Origin of the sequence: Agromyces sp. GXQ0307 (genome assembly GCF_044769845.1) — a bacterium.
GTDB lineage: Bacteria > Actinomycetota > Actinomycetes > Actinomycetales > Microbacteriaceae > Agromyces.
Genome location: NZ_JBIZVY010000002.1, coordinates 821,749 through 838,950 on the forward strand (window position 1 = coordinate 821,749; position 17,202 = coordinate 838,950).

The 17,202-nt window shown below is 73.1% G+C and carries 18 protein-coding genes; 9 read left to right on the top strand and 9 right to left on the bottom strand.

Features of this window, described 5'->3' with window-relative positions:
- The first annotated feature begins 210 nt into the window (after positions 1-210).
- The 5 genes from ACIQH8_RS09145 (at position 211) to ACIQH8_RS09165 (ending at position 4,507) form a co-directional block, all read left to right on the top strand.
- Positions 211-1,230, top strand: a complete 1,020-nt coding sequence (locus ACIQH8_RS09145) for a putative F420-0 ABC transporter substrate-binding protein (protein ID WP_400997405.1) — start codon at positions 211-213, stop codon at positions 1,228-1,230.
- Positions 1,230-2,327: a putative F420-0 ABC transporter permease subunit gene (locus ACIQH8_RS09150; RefSeq protein ID WP_400997407.1), complete on the top strand. Its 1,098-nt coding sequence runs from the start codon at positions 1,230-1,232 to the stop codon at positions 2,325-2,327. Before ACIQH8_RS09145 ends, ACIQH8_RS09150 begins: the two co-directional genes overlap by 1 nt.
- Positions 2,324-3,145, top strand: a complete 822-nt coding sequence (locus ACIQH8_RS09155) for an ATP-binding cassette domain-containing protein (protein ID WP_400997409.1) — start codon at positions 2,324-2,326, stop codon at positions 3,143-3,145. Before ACIQH8_RS09150 ends, ACIQH8_RS09155 begins: the two co-directional genes overlap by 4 nt.
- Before the next feature lie 208 nt (positions 3,146-3,353).
- Entirely contained in the window at positions 3,354-3,851 is a 498-nt protein-coding gene (locus ACIQH8_RS09160; RefSeq protein WP_400997411.1) for a hypothetical protein, read from the top strand.
- Complete coding sequence (locus ACIQH8_RS09165; RefSeq protein WP_400997413.1) at positions 3,848-4,507, top strand: pyridoxamine 5'-phosphate oxidase family protein; 660 nt, start codon at positions 3,848-3,850, stop codon at positions 4,505-4,507. Before ACIQH8_RS09160 ends, ACIQH8_RS09165 begins: the two co-directional genes overlap by 4 nt.
- Positions 4,508-4,546: 39 nt before the next feature.
- Here the strand turns inward: ACIQH8_RS09165 and ACIQH8_RS09170 are convergent, their stop codons facing one another.
- The 3 genes from ACIQH8_RS09170 to ACIQH8_RS09180 are packed head-to-tail and all read right to left on the bottom strand — an operon-like array spanning position 4,547 to position 7,755.
- The gene (locus tag ACIQH8_RS09170; RefSeq protein WP_400997415.1) at positions 4,547-5,440 is read right to left on the bottom strand and encodes an ABC transporter permease; all 894 of its coding nucleotides are present in this window, start codon (positions 5,438-5,440) and stop codon (positions 4,547-4,549) included.
- Positions 5,427-6,437 carry an ABC transporter ATP-binding protein gene (locus ACIQH8_RS09175; protein WP_400997418.1) on the bottom strand — a complete coding sequence of 337 codons (1,011 nt, stop codon included), beginning with the start codon at positions 6,435-6,437 and terminating at the stop codon, positions 5,427-5,429. Before ACIQH8_RS09175 ends, ACIQH8_RS09170 begins: the two co-directional genes overlap by 14 nt.
- A gap of 10 nt (positions 6,438-6,447) precedes the next feature.
- Entirely contained in the window at positions 6,448-7,755 is a 1,308-nt protein-coding gene (locus ACIQH8_RS09180) for an outer membrane lipoprotein carrier protein LolA (RefSeq protein WP_400997420.1), read from the bottom strand.
- A 145-nt stretch (positions 7,756-7,900) separates the two neighbouring features.
- Here ACIQH8_RS09180 and ggt point away from each other — a divergent pair, with 145 nt between their 5' ends.
- Positions 7,901-9,745: a gamma-glutamyltransferase gene (gene ggt / locus ACIQH8_RS09185; RefSeq protein ID WP_400997422.1), complete on the top strand. Its 1,845-nt coding sequence runs from the start codon at positions 7,901-7,903 to the stop codon at positions 9,743-9,745.
- Between the two features lie 104 nt (positions 9,746-9,849).
- Here ggt and fgd read toward each other — a convergent pair whose 3' ends face one another.
- The 6 genes from fgd to cofE all read right to left on the bottom strand — a co-directional run bounded on the left by fgd (position 9,850) and on the right by cofE (position 15,272).
- Positions 9,850-10,875, bottom strand: coding sequence for a glucose-6-phosphate dehydrogenase (coenzyme-F420) (gene fgd / locus ACIQH8_RS09190; RefSeq protein ID WP_400997425.1), 1,026 nt, complete (start codon positions 10,873-10,875; stop codon positions 9,850-9,852).
- Positions 10,872-11,642, bottom strand: coding sequence for a 2-phospho-L-lactate guanylyltransferase (cofC, locus tag ACIQH8_RS09195; RefSeq protein WP_400997427.1), 771 nt, complete (start codon positions 11,640-11,642; stop codon positions 10,872-10,874). The genes fgd and cofC overlap by 4 nt, the downstream gene beginning before the upstream one ends.
- On the bottom strand, positions 11,639-12,490 hold the full coding sequence (locus ACIQH8_RS09200; protein ID WP_400997428.1) for a coenzyme F420-0:L-glutamate ligase: 852 nt from the start codon (positions 12,488-12,490) through the stop codon (positions 11,639-11,641). The genes cofC and ACIQH8_RS09200 overlap by 4 nt, the downstream gene beginning before the upstream one ends.
- Positions 12,487-13,479 carry a TIGR03557 family F420-dependent LLM class oxidoreductase gene (locus ACIQH8_RS09205; RefSeq protein ID WP_400997899.1) on the bottom strand — a complete coding sequence of 331 codons (993 nt, stop codon included), beginning with the start codon at positions 13,477-13,479 and terminating at the stop codon, positions 12,487-12,489. Before ACIQH8_RS09205 ends, ACIQH8_RS09200 begins: the two co-directional genes overlap by 4 nt.
- A 150-nt stretch (positions 13,480-13,629) precedes the next feature.
- Positions 13,630-14,403 (bottom strand): GntR family transcriptional regulator, encoded by a 774-nt coding sequence (locus tag ACIQH8_RS09210; protein WP_400997429.1) that lies wholly within the window; start codon positions 14,401-14,403, stop codon positions 13,630-13,632.
- 86 nt (positions 14,404-14,489) lie between these two features.
- Positions 14,490-15,272: a coenzyme F420-0:L-glutamate ligase gene (gene cofE, locus ACIQH8_RS09215; protein ID WP_400997431.1), complete on the bottom strand. Its 783-nt coding sequence runs from the start codon at positions 15,270-15,272 to the stop codon at positions 14,490-14,492.
- On the opposite strand from cofE, the gene ACIQH8_RS09220 reads away from it, so the two are divergent.
- The 3 genes from ACIQH8_RS09220 to ACIQH8_RS09230 are packed head-to-tail and all read left to right on the top strand — an operon-like array spanning position 15,273 to position 17,156.
- Entirely contained in the window at positions 15,273-15,740 is a 468-nt protein-coding gene (locus tag ACIQH8_RS09220; protein ID WP_400997433.1) for a hypothetical protein, read from the top strand.
- A gap of 9 nt (positions 15,741-15,749) precedes the next feature.
- Positions 15,750-16,265, top strand: a complete 516-nt coding sequence (locus ACIQH8_RS09225; RefSeq protein WP_400997435.1) for a DUF6328 family protein — start codon at positions 15,750-15,752, stop codon at positions 16,263-16,265.
- A gap of 45 nt (positions 16,266-16,310) precedes the next feature.
- The gene (locus tag ACIQH8_RS09230; RefSeq protein ID WP_400997436.1) at positions 16,311-17,156 is read left to right on the top strand and encodes an exodeoxyribonuclease III; all 846 of its coding nucleotides are present in this window, start codon (positions 16,311-16,313) and stop codon (positions 17,154-17,156) included.
- The last annotated feature ends 46 nt before the right edge of the window (positions 17,157-17,202 follow it).

Genomic DNA, 17,202 nt, shown 5'->3' on the forward strand with positions numbered 1-17,202 from the left:
GCTGCGACGCGTGGTTCGGGTGGATTCCTGCACCCGTGATTTGGATCATGCACCATTTTGGATCCAGAATCCAGTATTGAATCCATTTCCACCGCGTGGAATGATGACGAGTGACCGCCGGTTCGGATTGACCGGTCGGGCCGGCCCGGGATTGGGCCGCGAGTCGCCGACGTTCGTCGGATCACGCACGCACACCGTCCCGGAGGCCCCATGTCCAGGTTCACGAACCCCCGCTCCCGTGCCGCGCGCGTCGTCGCGCCCCTCGCCGCCGCGGCATCCGTCGCCCTGCTCGCCGCCTGCGCGTCGACCGCGAATGCCGGTGGCGCCGACGCGAGCGACGACCAGGGTGCCGCCGCGTCCGGCTTCCCCGTCACGGTCGACAACTGCGGTACCGAGGTCACCTTCGACACCGCGCCCCAGCGCGTCGTCACGATCAAGTCGTCGACGCTCGAGCTGATGCTCGCGCTCGGCCTCGAGGACCGCATCGTCGGCGCCGCGTTCACCGACGGCCCCGTGCCCGACGAGTTCGCCGACGCCGCGGCCGGCATCGAGAGCCTCTCCGACAAGGTGCCCTCGCAGGAGGCGACCCTCGCCGCCGAGCCCGACCTCGTCTTCGCCGGGTGGGAGTCGAACCTCAGCGCCGAGGGCGCGGGCGACCGCGCGACGCTCGAACAGCTCGGCGTGCACACCTACGTCGCGCCCGCCGCCTGCAAGGCCGAGGGCTACATGCCCGACCCGCTCACCTTCGACGCCGTGTTCGCCGGCTTCGAGGAGGCGGGCGAGATCTTCGGCGCGACGGATGCCGCGGCCGACCTCGTCGCGGAGCAACGGGCCGAGCTCGACGCGATCGAGCCGAACGACGACGGGCTCTCCGCCCTGTGGTACTCCTCGGGCGACGATCAGCCGTTCGTCGGCGCCGGCATCGGCGCACCCCAGATGATCATGGAGGCCGCCGGCCTGACGAACGTCGCGGCCGACGTGCACGACACCTGGACCTCGCTCTCGTGGGAGGCGGTCGTCGACGCGAACCCCGACGTGATCGTGCTCGTCGACGCCGCCTGGAACACCGCCGAGGCGAAGATCGAGCGCCTCGAGGCGAACCCCGCGACGGCCGCGATGCCCGCGGTGCAGCAGGGTCGCTACGTCGTCGTCGACTTCCCGTCGACCGAGGCCGGCGTCCGCAATGTCGATGCGGTCGCCTCGATCGTGGAGCAGCTCGGGGCGCGCTGATGACGATGCAGGCGGGCAGGGCGACGGATGCCGCGGGGCGGCCCGTCGAGCCTGCCCGCCGTGCCCCGGACCGGAGCGCGCGGCGCGCGGGCACGGCGACCGCGGTCGGCGTCGGCGGCGCACTCGTCGCGCTGCTCGCGGCATCCGTCGTGCTCGCCGTGACGATCGGGCCGGCCGGGCTCGCCCCCGGCGACGTGCTCGCGTCGATCGCCGCGCACCTCGGACTCGGCGAACCGACGCTGTCGCCGCTCCGCGACGCCATCGTCTGGGAGCTGCGCATGCCGCGCGTGCTCACGGCGGCCGCGGTCGGCGCCGGGCTCGCCATCTGCGGCGTCGTCATGCAGGCGCTCACGCGCAACCCGCTCGCCGACCCGTACCTGCTCGGCCTCTCGTCGGGCGCGTCGGTCGGCGCGGTGATCGTGCTCGTGCTGGGGATGGCCGTCGCCCTGCCGGTCGCGGCATTCGCGGGCGCCCTCGCGGCACTCGCCGCGACGCTCGGGCTGGCGCGCGCGGCCGGTGGACTCAGCCCGACCACCACCGTGCTGGCCGGCCTCGCGGTGTCTGCCGTGTTCGGCGCCGTGACGAGCCTCGTCATCTTCTGGAGCGCCACGACCGACAGCTACCGCGAGATCCTCAACTGGCTGCTCGGCTCGCTCGCCGGCGCGGGCTGGCCGGCCGCGGCCCTCGCGGGCGCCGCGATCGCGATCGTCGGCCTGCCCCTGCTCGCGACCGGGCGCACGCTCGACGCGTTCGCGTTCGGCGACACCGCGGCATCCGCCCTCGGGGTGCACGTGCCGCGCACGCGCGCGCTGCTGCTCGTCGCGACCGCGCTGCTCACCGGCGCGCTCGTCGCGGTCAGCGGGGCGATCGGGTTCGTCGGGCTGATCCTGCCGCACGCGGTGCGGCTCGTGGTCGGCTCGCGGCACCGCGCGCTGCTGCCGCTGTCAGCGCTCGCGGGGGCGGTCTTCCTGGTCTGGGTCGACACCGGTGCCCGCACGCTGTTCGACCCGCGCGAGCTGCCGGTCGGCATCCTGACCGCGCTCGTCGGCGGGCCGGTCTTCGCGGCGCTGCTGCTGCGCGCTCGGAGGACGTCGTGAGCGGCGGGCCCGGCACCGGCCTCGAGGGCTCGCGCGTCTCGTTCGCTCGCGGCTCGCAGCTCGTCGTCGACGGCGTCGACATCACGGTGCCGCGCGGCGCCGTCGGGGCGCTCCTCGGCCCGAACGGCGCAGGCAAGTCCACCCTCCTGCACCTCCTCGCCGGCGTGGAGCGCCCAGAGGTCGCCGCGCTCACGCTCGACGGCGACGACCTGGTGTCGCTGCGGCGACGCGAACGCGCCCGGCGCATCGCGCTCGTCGAGCAGGACGCGCAGGCACCCGACGGCCTCGGCGTCGATCACGTCGTCGGCCTCGGACGAATCCCCCACCAGTCGGCGTGGGGCGGCGACTCGACCCGCGACCGCGAGATCGTCGCCCGCGCGCTCGACGCGGCCGACGCGACGGCGTTCGCCGGCCGTCGCTACGACGAGCTGTCCGGCGGCGAGCGCCAGCGCGTGAACCTCGCCCGCGCGCTCGCGCAGCAGCCCGAGCTGCTGCTCCTCGACGAGCCGACGAACCACCTCGACATCCGCGCCCAGCTCGCGACGCTCGGGTTGCTCCGCCGCCTCGCCGACGACGGCCTCAGCGTGCTCGCCGCGCTCCACGACCTCTCGCTCGCCGCGTCGTACGCCGACCACGTCGTCGTCCTCGCCAACGGCGTCGTCGTCGCGGCCGGCGATCCGGCCGACGTGCTCACCCCGCCGCTCATCCGCGCCGTCTGGGGCGTCGAGGCGAGCGTGCTGCGTCATCCGTCGACGGGTCGGCCGCTGCTCGCGTTCACCCCCGCGGATGCCGTGCTTCCCGTGCCCGCGGCGGAGTAGGCGACGCCGCACGCCCGTGGCCGCAGCCGGCAACCCCGGTTCACAGGAGTTCCGGCGATGTACAGGACCGATCCGCGCTCGGCCTCCTGCAGATCGTCGGTTCTCCTGCGAACCTCCGGCGACCGCAGCACGACCCGCACGACCCGCACGACCCGCCGCACACGTCGAGCGGATGCCGCGGAGCGGCCACCGGCGTAGCGTGGCCGTCATGGCACAGGTGACCGAGGACCGCCGAGCCCTGCTCGAGTCCGTCGCAGAGGAGTTCCTGCACAACTCGTGGCGCGCCCGCCGGCTCGTCGCCGTCGAGGGGGAGTCCGGCGCGCCCGCCGCGCGCTTCGCCGACGACCTCGCGGGCGTCCTCGCCGACCGCGGACAGCAGGTCGCACGCGTCTCGGTCGGCGACGTCGACGAGGCGGCGCTCCGCGCCGAGACCGTCGAACCGTTCCGCGCCGGCACGTTGCCGGGCGCCGAGGGCGACGACGCCGTGCTCGTCGTCGACGGCCGACGCCTCCTCAACGACGCCGTTCGCGGCATCTGGCACTTCACCGTGTGGACGCTCGCGGGCGACGAACTCCCCCACTCCGGCACGAACGTGATCGTCGACCTCACCGACGAGTCGGCGCCCACCCGCTACTTCTACGACCTCTGCAAGCTCCCGCCGAGCATCGGCGAGCGCCGGGCCGCCGCGCCGGAGGCCCGGGCATGAGCGCCCGCGGCATCGCCGGAGGCCCGGGCATGAGCGCCCGCGGCATCGCCGTGACCACGGCCGACGAGCTCGAGGCGATCATCGGCGAGCCGACCCGGGCCGCGGCGGAGAAGACGCGGCATCGGCTCGGCGAGATCGATCGCGAGTGGCTGGCCGCGGCATCCCTCGCCTTCGTCGCGACGAGCGACGAGCACGGCGACCTCGACGTCTCGCCCAAGGGCGACCCCGCGGGGTTCGTGCACGTGCTCGACGACGCGACCATCGCGATCCCCGAGCGACCGGGCAACCGACGGGCCGACGGCTTCCACAACGTGCTGCGGAACCCGCATGTCGGCCTCATCTTCGTCGTTCCGGGACGCGGCGACACGCTCCGCATCAACGGTCGCGCGACGATCGTGCGCGACGCACTGTTCTTCGACGACCTGGTCGTGAAGGGGCACCGCCCGGCGCTCGCGCTCGTCGTCGACATCGACGAGGTGTTCTTCCACTGCTCGAAGGCGTTCCTGCGCTCGCAGGCGTGGAAGCCCGAGACCTGGGCGCCGGACGCCGTCCGCCGGCGTGCGCTCATCGCCAAGAGCCTCGAACGGCCCGAGGCGGATGTCGCCGAGCTCGACGAGTACTACGGCCCGTCGTACGCCGAGCGCATCTACGGGTAGGCGAGGCGGCGCCATCCGCGTGCGCGGGGGCCGACCCCGTTACGACAGGATGTCGCGGGTCGCGAAGCGCCACGCGGCGAGGCCGCCGAATACGGCGATCCACGCGGCCTGCAGCAGCGCGTTGTCGGCGAACGACGCCCACGACGGGGGCGATCGCAGCAGGTCGGCGAAGTCGAACCAGCGGTCCGAGAACAGGAACGGGTGCGCCCATTCGAGCTGCGGGATCGCACCGACGATCTGCGCGACCACCGCCAGGATCGCGGTCGCGGCCATCGCCCCGACCGGCACGACCGTGAGCGTCGAGGCGAAGAGGCCGATCGCCGAGAGCCCGAGCATCGAGACGGCGACGTACGCGCCGATCGCGAGCAGCCGCGCGAGCCCCTCGCCGACCGGGATCTCGCCGCCGGAGAGCAGCGTGACGGGGCCGATCGGGAAGAGCGCCCAGCCGACGAGCGTGCCGACGACGACGACCGTCAACGCGGCGACGACGCAGAAGACCGCCGCGACCGCGTACTTCACGGCGAGCAGCCGCAGGCGCCCGGCGGGCGCGATGAGCAGGTAGCGCAGCGTGCCGAGGCTCGCCTCGCCCGCGATCGTGTCACCCGAGACGACCGCGACGGTGAGCGGCAGGAACAACGGCGTCGCGACGACGAGCGCGGTCACGCCGACGAACAGTCCGTTGCCGGCGACCTGGTCGAGGAAGGCCGGTCCGCGCCCCGGCCCCGAGGGAGCAGCGATGCGGATCGCGACGGCGATGAGGATCGGGATGAGCGCGAGCGCCGCGAGCATCGCCCAGGTCCGCCAGCGACGGAAGAGCGTCGCGGTCTCGGAGGCGAGGAGGGACGGGAGGCCGCCGCCCCGGCGCGTCGGGTCCCCGCCGGCCGCCGCGGCGCCGACGACGGTCGTGGCCGTCGCGGCTTCAGGCGACGACATCGAACCCCTCCCCGGTGAGCTCGACGAAGCGTTGTTCGAGGCTCGTGCGCCGCACCGCGAATCCGCGCACGCGCACGCCGTCGCGGACGAGCGCCGCGACGATCGCCTCGGCGTCGGGCGGGTGCTCGCCGAGCTCGGCGGTCACGACGGCGTCGGGGTCGGGGGCGGCGACGGATGGCTCGGGCTTGTCGCCCGCGTGCGACCCGCCGGGCTCCGACGAGACCGCCGCCGCGGCATCCGTCGCCAGGCCCAACCCGGCCAGGACGGCCCGTGCCTCCCCGGGATCGGGCGTGACGACCTCGACCCGCGAGGCGCCCGTGCGCCGGAACTCGTCGAGCGTGCCCTGCGCCACGAGCCGCCCGGCGCTCATCACGCCGACGTGCGTGCACAGCTGCTCCACCTCGGCGAGCAGGTGGCTCGAGACGAACACCGTCGTGCCGTCGGCCGCGAACGAGCGGATCAGCGACCGGACCTCGCGCGTGCCCTGCGGATCGAGCCCGTTCGTCGGCTCGTCGAGCACGAGCAGGTCGCGCGGCATGAGCAGGGCGTTCGCGAGTCCGAGTCGCTGCTTCATGCCGAGCGAGTAGGCGCCGGCCTTCTTGCGCGCCGCGTGCGAGAGGCCGACCCGGTCGAGCGCAGCGGCCACGCGTGCGGCCCGGGTCGACGGCGGCGCATGCCGGTCGGCGGCATCGAAGCGCGCGAGGTTCGCGGCGCCCGAGAGGAAGGGCGCGAACGCCGGCCCCTCGACGAGCGCGCCGACGCGCGGCAGCACGGCGTCGAGCCCGGTCGGCATCTCGGTGCCGAGCACGCTGGCGGTGCCGGAGGTCGCGCCGACGAGCCCGAGCAGCATGCGGATCGTCGTGGTCTTGCCCGAGCCGTTCGGCCCGAGGAATCCGAACACCGAGCCGCGCGGCACGGCGAGGTCGATGCCGTCGACCGCCGTCTGCGCGCGGAAGCGCTTGGTGAGCCCGTTCGTCTGGATCGCGAGGTCGCTCACCGGCGGCCCGTCAGCGACCCGACTCGGCGTAGCCGACGAGCGTGTCGACCGGGACCGAGCCAGCGAGCACGCGACCGTCGTCGGTGAACAGCACCGACAGCAGCGAGGTCTGCAGCGCGCGTCCGCCGTCGACGGGGGTCGTGAGCGTGTCGAGCAGGTCGAGCGCCTCGCCCTCGGTGAACGGCGGCTCGGTGGCGGGCGCGACCCCATCGCCCCCGTCGGAGCCGGCCTGAGCACGGCGCTCGGCCATGATCTCGGCAGCCGTCGCGGCATCGAGTTCCACCACTGTCGCCCAGCCCTCGCCGTGCACGACCGGAGGCGGCACCTCGGCGGCGGCACCCGGTTCCGCATGTTCGCCCGCCTGCGCCTCGGCGACCCACTGCCGGAGCTCCTCGACGGTCGGCAGGGGGAGCTCCTCCTCCTCGACCGCGTACGACGCACTCGGCTCGAACGCGAACACCGACGCATCCGGCGCGGCGAACGAGACGTCGGTGAAACCGACCTCGAACGCCGGCGTATCCGCACCTCGCGCGGTGACGGATGCCGCCAACGCCGCCCCGTTCTCACCGTCGACCGCGACGCGGATCTCGCCGACGAGCGTCTCATCGGTTCGCGGCTCGAGCACGAGCTCGTACGCGTCGCGGCCGGCGACGCGCCCGTCGGTCCCGACGGAGACCGCCGTGGTCTCGTCGAGCCGATCGAGCGCGCGGTCGAGCAGCTGCTGGGGGGTCGGCAGCTGCTCGCCGTCGGGACGTTCCGCGTCGGCCTCGGCCTTCGCCTCGTCGGCGAGACGCTCGAGCTCGGCCTCGAGCGCTTCGACGTCGGCGTCGTCGGCCACGCTGAGGCGCGTGGCGGTCTGCGACTCGGAATCGACGAACCACGCCTCGCCGGGGCCGAGGTAGAGGTTGCGCTCGGCCATCCGGTCGAGCACCTGGAGCCTGGCGTGCTCGCCGTCGAGGTACACGTTCGCGTCGAAGCTGCCCGTCGCGAGCGTCAGGAGGTCAGAGAGGGTGTCGGATGCCGCGGAGTCCCCACCGCCCTCGGCGCCGCGGGAGCCCGAGCCCGGGCCACCGCCCATGAGCGCGCCGAGGTCGGGCAGGCCGAGTTCGGAGCGCTGCTCGATCGTGCCCGACAGCGCGTCGACCTCGCTCGCCTTCGCGAACGCGACGAGCTCCTCCGCCGTGAGGTCGGGCAGGTCGACCGTGGCGTTCGCCTGCATCGGCACCAGCACCGCGACCGCGATCGCGACCGGTACCCCGACGGCGGGGACGACGGTGCGGGCTCTGGAACGCGACGGCCCGGTGCGGCGTGGGCTCATGCCCTCAGGCTACGCCCGTCTCCTCGGCCGAGGCCCGCTGCGGAGCGAACTGACAGGATGCCGCGCACGCAACCCCATTGCCCGGTGTCGCCGTCCGGGTCTACGGTGGGCAGCATTCGCTTGTAACCAGTTCGGGGGGTATCCCATGGTCGACACCGAAGTCCGCTCCCGCTCCGCGCTCCGGCGCGCGGGCGTCCTCACCGCCGCGGCACTCGCGGCCGGAGGGCTCGTCGCCGCCGCTCCGGCGGTCGCCCTGCCGTCCGCCGCGCCACCCGGCGCGGGCGTTGCAGCCGGCAGGCCGGCGCCACCGTCGCCGGCGACCTCGACGGGATACGGCGGCGCCGTGTCATCCGTCGACGCCGAGGCCAGCCGCATCGGGCTCGAGGTGCTGCGGAAGGGCGGCAACGCAGCCGACGCCGCGGTCGCGACCGCCGCCGCGCTCGGCGTCACGGAACCGTACAGCGCCGGCATCGGCGGCGGCGGGTACTTCGTGTACTTCGACGCCGCGACGGGTGAGGTGACGACGATCGACGGGCGCGAGACGGCGCCCGCGGGGATGGAGAGCGACGCGTTCATCGACCCCGCGACCGGGACGCCCTACTCGTTCTCGACCGCCGTGTCGTCCGGCCTGTCGGTCGGCGTGCCCGGCACGCTCGCGACGTGGGAGGCCGCGCTCGACGAATTCGGCACCGAATCGCTGAAGGAGATGCTGAAGCCGTCGATCCTGCTCGCGACGCGCGGGTTCGAGGTCGACGAGACGTTCCGTGCGCAGACCGAGGCGAACCAGGCGCGCTTCGCGCAGTTCCCAGCCACCGCCGAGCTCTTCCTGCCCGACGGCGAACTGCCCGTGGTCGGCTCGACGTTCCGCAACCCCGACCTCGCGAAGACGCTCCGCGAGATCGCCCTGCGCGGCACGGACGCGTTCTACGAGGGCGCCATCGCCGACGAGATCGCCGACCTCGTGCAGGACCCGATCACGACCGACGGCGCCGCGCTGCCCGCCTACCCGGGCTTCATGACCGCCGACGACCTCGCCGACTACGAGACGCTGCTGCAGGACCCGACCCACGTCGAGTACCGCGGCCTCGACGTGTACGGCATGGCGCCGTCGTCGTCGGGCGGCACCACCGTGGGCGAGTCGCTGAACATCCTCGAGAACTTCGAGCCGGGGGCGGATGACCCGGGGCAGGCGCTGCACCTCTACCTCGAGTCGACCGCGCACGCGTTCGCCGATCGCAACGCGTACGTCGGCGACCCGGCGTTCGTCGACGTCCCGACCGAGACGCTGCTCAGCCAGGGCTTCGCCGACTCGCGAGCGTGCGAGATCGACCCGGAGCAGGCGTCGGTCAAGCCCGTCGCCCCCGGCGACCTCAGCGCGACCGGGTGCGAGGTCGCGGCGGCCGCGGCATCCGTCGACCACGGCGTCTCGACGACGCACCTCTCGGTCGTCGACCGCTGGGGCAACGCCGTCGCCTACACGCTCACGATCGAGCAGACGGGCGGATCGGGCATGACCGTGCCGGGCCGCGGGTTCCTCCTGAACAACGAGCTGACCGACTTCAGCTTCGTGCCCAACCCGGACGACCCGAACATCGTCGAGCCCGGCAAGCGTCCGCGCTCGTCGATGTCGCCGACGATCGTCCTCGACGACGGCGACGTGCGGTACGTGGTCGGCTCGCCCGGCGGGTCGACCATCATCACGACGGTCGTGCAGATTCTGCTGAACCGCATCGACCTCGGCATGTCGATGCCCGAGGCGGTCGCCGCGCCGCGCGCGACGCAGCGCAACACCGCCGCGGTCCTGGCCGAGGCCGACTTCATCGCGGAGTACGCCGACGACCTCGCGCCCTACGGTCACGTGATCAACCCGACCGGCGAGATCGGTGCGGCCGCGACGATCGAGGTGGATGCCGACGGGCTCATGACGGCCGCGGCCGAACCCGAGCGCCGCGGCGGCGGCACGGGCCTCGTGCTCGAGCCGACCGGCTGAGGTATCCGGTGGTCGAGTCGCCGCGCAGCGGCGTATCGAGACCTGACACGTCACGGGTCTCGATACGGGCGCCTCGCGTCCTGCTCGACCACCGGCGCCACCGGCTACCCGAGGGCGCGCAGCCGCGGGGCGAGGTCGCGCTCGAAGAGCTCGAGGAAGCGCAGCTGGTCGTGGCCCGGCGCGTGGAACACGAGGTGGTTGAAGCCCCAGTCCACGTACCGCCCGATCTCGGCGACGACCTCGTCGGGGTCGGTGCCGACGATCCAGCGCCCCGCGATCTCCTCGATGGGCAGCGCGTCGGCGGCCTGCTCCATCTCGACCGGGTCGGTGATGTCGTGCTTCTGCTGCTTCGACAGCGACAGCGGCGACCAGAACCGGCAGTTGTCGAGTGCGTCGTCCTCGTCCTCCTCGTACGACAGCTTGATCTCGATCATGCGGTCGTACCCCTCGAACGCGAGACCGTCGTTCCGGGCCTCGAGGCCCTCCTTCACGGCCGGCATCAACTGGTCGACGTACAGCCCGGCGCCCTTGCCCGAGGTGCAGATGAACCCGTCGCCCGCCCGGCCGGCGTACTTCGCGACCTGCGGCCCGCCGGCGGCGATGTAGATCGGCACGCCGCCATCCGGTCGGTCGTAGATCGACGCGTCGTGGGTCGAGTAGTACTCGCCCTCGAAGTTCACACGCTCCCCGTTCCACAGCGCGCGCATGAGCCGCACCGACTCGCGCAGCCGCGCGTAGCGCTCGCGGAACTCGGGCCACTCCTGCTCGCCCGCACCCTGGAATCCGGTCGCGATCTCGTTCAGCGCCTCGCCCGTGCCGAACCCCGCGATGACCCGGTCCGGGTACATGACGCCGAGCGATGCGAACGCCTGGGCGAGCACGGCGGGGTTGTACCGGAACGTCGGCGTCATCACGCTCGTGCCGATCTTCACGGTCGAGGTGCGCTCGCCGACCGCGGCCATCCAGGTGAGCGAGAACGGCGCGTGCCCGCCGGTGTGGCGCCACGGCTGGAAGTGGTCGCTCGTCCACACCGACTCCATGCCGTGCGCCTCGGCCGCGACGGCGATCTCGACGAGTTCGCGCGGGTCGAACTGCTCGGCGCTGGCCTTGTATCCGAGGGTCAGGGTCACGATGCTGCCTTCCTGTCTGCGCCGTGCGGCGCGGTTGCGGCGCCCGTGGGCGCGGTCGATGGGTCGAGCGGATGCCGCGGTGCGACGCCGTCGGCGAGGTCGAGCCGGTCGCCGAGACCGCGAACCACCTCGGCGGTCCGGGCGTGCACGCCGAGCGCGATCGCCTCGCGCAGCTCGCCCGCGGTGTCGACGTCGCGGCGGAGCCCCGGTGCGATCGCCGGAGGGTCGAGGGCGACGAGGTCGGCGAAGCCCGTTGCGCGGTGACGCGCGGCCGAGTCCGGCCCGAAGTGCGCGGCGAACGGCACCTCGTCGAGCGCGGTCGCGAGCGTCGTGCCGGTGCCCTCCGCATCGGCGACGAAGGCGAGCGGATGCCGCGCGGCGGCATCGAGCGCGGCGTCGAGGTCGTCGGGCCGCATGGCCGGCAGGTCGCCGAGCAGCACCGCGACCGCACGACCCGGGTCGGCGCGGGCGACCGCGATGCCGTGCGCGATGGCGGCGGCGAGGCCGCGCGGACCGAACTCGGGCACGACGTCGACCCCGGCTGCGCCCCGAAGCCCTCGCTCGACGACCGGCTCGTCGGACACGACGAGCACGCGCCGCACGGCACGTGCAGCTCGCGCGGCGTCGATCGTGTCGAGCGCGAACGCCCGCGCGAGCGCGGCCCGCTCCGCGGGCCCGAGTTCGGGCGCGAGCCTGGTCTTCGCGCCAGTGAGCGACTTCACGGGGACGACGACGATCCAGCCGGGCAGGTCGGGTCGCGCGCTCATCGGGGCACACGTTCCCGCTCGGCGGCCGCGAGCGCGGCGGCGAAGCCCTCGGCGAACCCGATCGAACGACCGGCCGAGTACCCGGCGGTGCGGCCCGCCGTCATGCCCTGCGCCATCGCCTCGTCGGCGCCGAGCCGGAACAGGTCGCGCTCGGCGGGCCGGACGATCGCCCTGGCTCCGGGCTGGTCGAGCGATCCGACGAGGTGTCCGAGGCCCGAGACGACGGCCACGGGGCATCCGCTCGCCTTGCCCTTGACCAGGTCGCCCGCGGCGGCGAGTTCGTCGGCGACGCAGGGCATGGTGACCGAGAGCGGCGTGCCCGTGGCATCCGTGGTGCCTCGCAGGTCGTCGAGCACGCGCACTCCGGCGGCGCCGATCGCGACGTCGGTCTGCCCCTCCCGCCACGGGCGGCCGAGGGTGTCGCTGAGGATGACGCCGACCCGGCGGCCGGTGCGCTCCCGCAGGCCTTCGGCGATCCGGCGGGCGGACGCGTCGGGGTCCACCGGCAGGAGCAGCACGGTGCCGTCGTCGGTGTTGCTCGCGTCGACGCCGGCGGCCGCCGCCACGATCCCGAGCCGGTTCTCCACGATCCGCGTGAGGCCGCCCTCGTGGGCTCGGGTCGCGACGACGCGCACCGTCTCGTCGGTGATCGCCTGCTCGCGGTCGGCCGCGCGCACGATCCTGCCCTCGGCCTTCGACGCGATCTTCGAGGTCACGACGAGGATGTCGCCGTCGACGAGCGTGTCGCCGGCCGCCGTCGCGATGACCTCGACGAGGTCGTCGCCGGGGCGGATCTCGCCGATCCCGTCGAGCACGCGCACGGCGAACGCCCGAGCCGCCGGGCTCATGCGCGCAGCCCCGGCAGCACGTCGCGGCCGAACCGCTCGAGGAAGGCCTGCTGGTTGCGGCCGACGTTGTGGAGGTAGATCCGATCGAAGCCCAGATCGAGGTGGCGCTGGAGGTGCGCTCGGTGGACGTCGGGGTCGGACGACACGAGCATCCGGCCCTCGAAGTCCTCCGGTCGCACCGTGCGCGCCAGCTGCTCGAACTCGAACGGCGAGCGGATGTCGCTGCGCGAGAACCGCATGCCGCCGATCGGCCACTCGGTCAGGGCGTTCCGCATCGCCTCGGCGTCGGTCTCCGCCCACGACACGTGGAGCTGCAGCACTCGCGGCATCGCGCTCGCGTCGCGACCCGACTCGCGGGCACCCTCGGCGAAGCGCGCCACGAGCGCCGCGAGCCGCTCGTACGGCCCGCCGGTGGTGATCAACCCATCGGCGACCTTGCCGGCGCGACGCGCGGTGACCGGGCCGTTGGTCGCGACGAGCACCTGGGGTGCGACGGGCGGCATGGTCCACAGCCGCGTGGTCTCCATGCGGAAGTGCGGTCCGTGGTGGCGCACCTCGCGGCCGGCGATCGAGGCGGCGAAGAGCTTGCGGACGACCTCGACGGCCTCGAACATGCGCGCGATGCGCTCGTGCGCCTCGGGCCAGTACTCGCCGACGACGTGCTCGTTGAGCGCCTCGCCGGAGCCGATGCCCAGCCAGTGGCGGCCCGGGTACATCGAGGCGAGCGTCGCACTGGCCTGCGCGACCACCGCGGGGTGCGTGCGGAAGGTCGGGGTCGTGACCCCCGGGCCGAAGTCGCCGCGGGTGCGCGCGCCGATGGCCCCGAGCACGCTCCAGACGTGCGCCGCCTGGCCCTGCTGCGGCAGCCACGGCTGGAAGTGGTCGGTCGCCATGGTCCCGGAGAACCCGTGCCGCTCGGCCAGTTCCGCATACGCGACCGCGTCGGATGGAGGGAACTGCTCGAGCATCGCGGCGTAGCCGATGTGCATTGACACCCCTCCATCCTGACGCGTCGTCGCAGTGGTGTCATTCGGGGCCGGTCGGCCCGAACGGCGGGTCCACCTCCCGCGAGCCCATTATTTCGGATACTGGATCCAGAATGCAACTATCACATCCGTCGAGACCTCGACCTGCGAGGCTCAGCCTCGCGAACGTCGACGACGGGCCGGGGCCGCCTGCGCGAGCGTCTCCGCCTCGAGCATCTCGAGCACGCCGTCGCGCACGCCCTCGAGGTGATGCTGCAGCAACTGCACGGCGGGTTCGACCTCGCCCGCCGCCACGGCATCCGTCAGTTCGTCGTGCGAGTGGTGGTGCGTGTCGTCGCCGACGAGGCGCCACCCGAGCATGTAGCGGCCGACCTTCAGGCGCAGCTGCTCGATGAGCTCCCACTGGATCGGCCGGCGGGCGGCGTCGTAGAGCTCCGCGTAGAACGCGGTCCGCGCATCGACGAAGTCGCCGCCCTCCTGCTTCGCGTCCGCGGTCCGGCCGAGTTCGCGGAGGCGGGCCAGGCGCTGGTCGGTCATGTCGGCCATCGACTGCCGGAGCGCCTCGGTCTCGAGCAGGATGCGCAGCTGGTAGACCTCGCGCGCCTGTTCGACCGAGAGCGACTTGACGACGGCACCGCGCCGATCGTGGAACTCCACGAGGCCGTCGGATTCGAGCTGGATCAGGGCCGAGCGCACCGGGAGCCGCGACACGCCGATCAGCTCGGCCAGCGTTTCCTGCCGCAGCTTGTGGCCGGGCGGGAGCGTTCCGTCGAGAATCGCCTCGCGGATGATGTCGTACGCCATGACGCCCACCGACCGGTACCCGGTGGCGTGGCGCCCCGCGAGTCGCGCGAGCGCGCCCTCCGGATCGCTCGGCGCCCCGACCTCGATGGACTCGTCCGCGCCGTCGCGCTCGCCTGCCGTCATGGATCCCGAATGTATCGGAAAGATCACGGCGAAGTCTGCATCTTGGATCCAGAAATCGCCTTCGACGCCCACCCGGGGCGTTCCCGTCACTCCGTGCGCAGCGGCCCCTCGGCCTGCGCCTCGTCGAAGCCCGCGCGGTAGCCGTCGTCGTACGCCTCCTCGGCGCCCTGGCGGAAGAGGTCTCGATCGGCGGGCCGCACGATCGTGCGCGCACCCGGCAGGTCGAGGTCGCCGACGAGGCGACCGAGCCCGCGGACGACCGCCACCGGCACCCCGGCGGACTTGCCCTTCACGAGCTCCGCCGCGCCGGCGAGCTCATCGGCCACGCACGGCATCGTCACGGCGAGGGGCTTGCCCGAGGCATCCGCCCGGCCCCGCAGGTCGTCGAAGACGTGCACGCCGGCCGCGCCGATCGCGATGTCGGTCTGGCCCTCCCGCCACGGGCGGCCCAGCGTGTCCGAGAGCAGCACGCCGACGCGCGATCCGGTGAGCGAACGGATGCCGGTGGCCAGCGCCCGCGCGGAGGCGTCGGGATCGACGGGAAGGAGCAGGACCGTCCCCTCCGGAGCGTTCGACGCGTCGACCCCGGCCGCGGCGCCGATGATGCCGAGCCGGTTCTCGACGATGCGGGTCGTGAACTCGCCGGTCCGGCGCGTCGCGACGACGCGCACGGTCTCGTCGGTGATCGCCTGCTCGCGGTCGTCGGCCCGCACGATCCGGCCCTCGGCCTTCGACACGATCTTCGACGTGACGACGAGGATGTCGCCGTCGGCGAGCGGTTCGTCTATCGCCCCGACGATGAGCGCGGCCAGGTCGGCCCCCACGCCGATCTCGGGGAGACCGCCGACACCCTCGATGCTGTACCTCACGTGCCCACCCTCCCGCTCGGCCCTCCTCACATCTTGGCAGCAGGCCCGGGCCGCTGTCAGACTTCGGTCAGGGCGTGCGGGGGCGCGCCGGGGGAGGGTCGGATGTCCGAGGTCGTCGCCGCACCCGCGAAGCGGCCCGTCATCGTGTGGGACCTGGTGCTCACCATCGTGCTGCTCGTGCTCATGGCGGGCCTGGCGTTCGTGCTGCTGTTCTTCTCGTTCTTCCTCGCGTTCGCCGGCGACTCGTGCGGGGCCTCGTCGACGTGCGACTACGACCGCATCGGCACCGGGATGCTGCTCGCGATGATCCTGCCGATCGTCGTCGCCGCGCTCGCGCTCATCGCCTCGGTCGTCGTGCTCGTCCTCAAGCGCATCGCATTCTGGATCCCGATCGTCGGCATGGTGCTCATGGTCGGCGCGTTCGCACTCGGCGCGGCCGTCACGGCCTCGGGCGTGCAACCGGCGTAGCATCCGGCCATGACCTCAGACTCGTTGGACCACTCGGGATCGGCACGCTCGCGAGCGGCCGAGGAACGGCATGAGACCGAGGCGGAGCGGCAGGACCGGAAGTTCAACGACATCCTGCAGGAGCTGCGGGTCGTCATGACCGGAACGCAGCTCATCACCGGATTCCTGCTCGCGGTCGCGTTCCAGCCGAAGTTCGCCGAGCTCGAGGCGCAGGAGGTCACGCTCTACCTCGTGCTCGTCGTGCTCGCGACGACCGCGACCATGCTCGGCCTCGCGCCCGTGATCCTGCACCGGCAGCTGAGCGGCAAGAAGCAGAAGGATCGCGTCGTGCGCATCGCGAACACGCTGCTGCTCATCCTCCTCGTCGTCGTCTCGCTCGTGGCCGCGGGCGTCGCCATGCTCATCTTCGACGTCACCATGAACCGCGAGGCCGGCTACGTCGCCGGCGGAGTGGCCCTGCTGCTCCTGCTCGCGTTCTGGACGGTGGTGCCCCGCATCGGCGAGCGCGAGCCGCGCCGACGCTGACCAGCGCGTACGGCGCCGTCGGCGGGCGACCCTAGGCTGGAATCCATGCGCATCGCCACCTGGAACGTCAACTCGATCCGCACCCGCTACGGCCGCGTCGTCGACTGGATGGTGCGCGAAGACGTCGACGTGCTCGCGATGCAGGAGATCAAGTGCAAGCCCGAGCAGTTCCCGCACGAGGCGTTCGAGCAGGCGGGCTACGACCTCGCGCTGCACGGGCTGAACCAGTGGAACGGCGTCGCGATCGCGAGCCGCCTCCCCATCGCCGACGTCGAGATCGAGTTCCCCGGCATGCCCGGCTTCCTGAAGGGCCACGAGGGTCCCGACCTGCCGAAGGAGGCGCGCGCGATCGGCGCAACGGTCGAGGGCATCCGACTGTGGAGCCTGTACGTGCCGAACGGCCGCTCGCTCGGCGACCCGCACTACACGTACAAGCTCGACTGGCTCGCGGCGCTCGCCGACCTCGCCCGCGCCGAGACGACCACGCACCCCGACCGCCCGTTCGCGCTCATGGGCGACTTCAACATCGCCCCGCTCGACGAGGACAACGGCGACCCGACCGTCATCGAGGGCGTCACGACGCACGTCTCGGCGCCCGAGCGCGCCGCGTTCCGTGCTCTCGAGGAGGCGGGGATGACCGACGTCGTCCGCCCCATCGTGCCCACGGGCTACACCTACTGGGACTACAAGCAGCTCCGCTTCCCGCGCAACGAGGGCCTCCGCATCGACTTCGTGCTCGGGTCGGCGGCGTTCGCCGACCGGGTGTCGGATGCCTCGATCCATCGCAACGAGCGCAAGGGCGACGCACCGAGCGACCACGTGCCCGTGCTCGTGGAGCTGGCGCTCGACGAGGCGGGCGACGACGATGACCTGCCGATGATCTTCGGCTGACCCGGCCGCGTCGCCGGCCACCGGTGCGGCTGCACCGTCTGGCCGC

What these genes read in the sequence shown, in the direction of transcription:
- ACIQH8_RS09145 (WP_400997405.1), top strand. Translation starts at nt 211, where the DNA reads ATGTCCAGGTTCACGAACCCCCGCTCCCGTGCCGCGCGCGTCGTCGCG.
- ACIQH8_RS09230 (WP_400997436.1), top strand. Translation starts at nt 16,311, where the DNA reads ATGCGCATCGCCACCTGGAACGTCAACTCGATCCGCACCCGCTACGGC.
- ACIQH8_RS09160 (WP_400997411.1), top strand. Translation starts at nt 3,354, where the DNA reads ATGGCACAGGTGACCGAGGACCGCCGAGCCCTGCTCGAGTCCGTCGCA.
- ggt (WP_400997422.1), top strand. Translation starts at nt 7,901, where the DNA reads ATGGTCGACACCGAAGTCCGCTCCCGCTCCGCGCTCCGGCGCGCGGGC.
- ACIQH8_RS09150 (WP_400997407.1), top strand. Translation starts at nt 1,230, where the DNA reads ATGACGATGCAGGCGGGCAGGGCGACGGATGCCGCGGGGCGGCCCGTC.
- ACIQH8_RS09200 (WP_400997428.1), bottom strand. Translation starts at nt 12,490, where the DNA reads ATGAGCCCGGCGGCTCGGGCGTTCGCCGTGCGCGTGCTCGACGGGATC.
- ACIQH8_RS09165 (WP_400997413.1), top strand. Translation starts at nt 3,848, where the DNA reads ATGAGCGCCCGCGGCATCGCCGGAGGCCCGGGCATGAGCGCCCGCGGC.
- ACIQH8_RS09210 (WP_400997429.1), bottom strand. Translation starts at nt 14,403, where the DNA reads ATGACGGCAGGCGAGCGCGACGGCGCGGACGAGTCCATCGAGGTCGGG.
- ACIQH8_RS09180 (WP_400997420.1), bottom strand. Translation starts at nt 7,755, where the DNA reads ATGAGCCCACGCCGCACCGGGCCGTCGCGTTCCAGAGCCCGCACCGTC.
- cofC (WP_400997427.1), bottom strand. Translation starts at nt 11,642, where the DNA reads ATGAGCGCGCGACCCGACCTGCCCGGCTGGATCGTCGTCGTCCCCGTG.
- ACIQH8_RS09225 (WP_400997435.1), top strand. Translation starts at nt 15,750, where the DNA reads ATGACCTCAGACTCGTTGGACCACTCGGGATCGGCACGCTCGCGAGCG.
- ACIQH8_RS09205 (WP_400997899.1), bottom strand. Translation starts at nt 13,479, where the DNA reads ATGCACATCGGCTACGCCGCGATGCTCGAGCAGTTCCCTCCATCCGAC.
- ACIQH8_RS09170 (WP_400997415.1), bottom strand. Translation starts at nt 5,440, where the DNA reads ATGTCGTCGCCTGAAGCCGCGACGGCCACGACCGTCGTCGGCGCCGCG.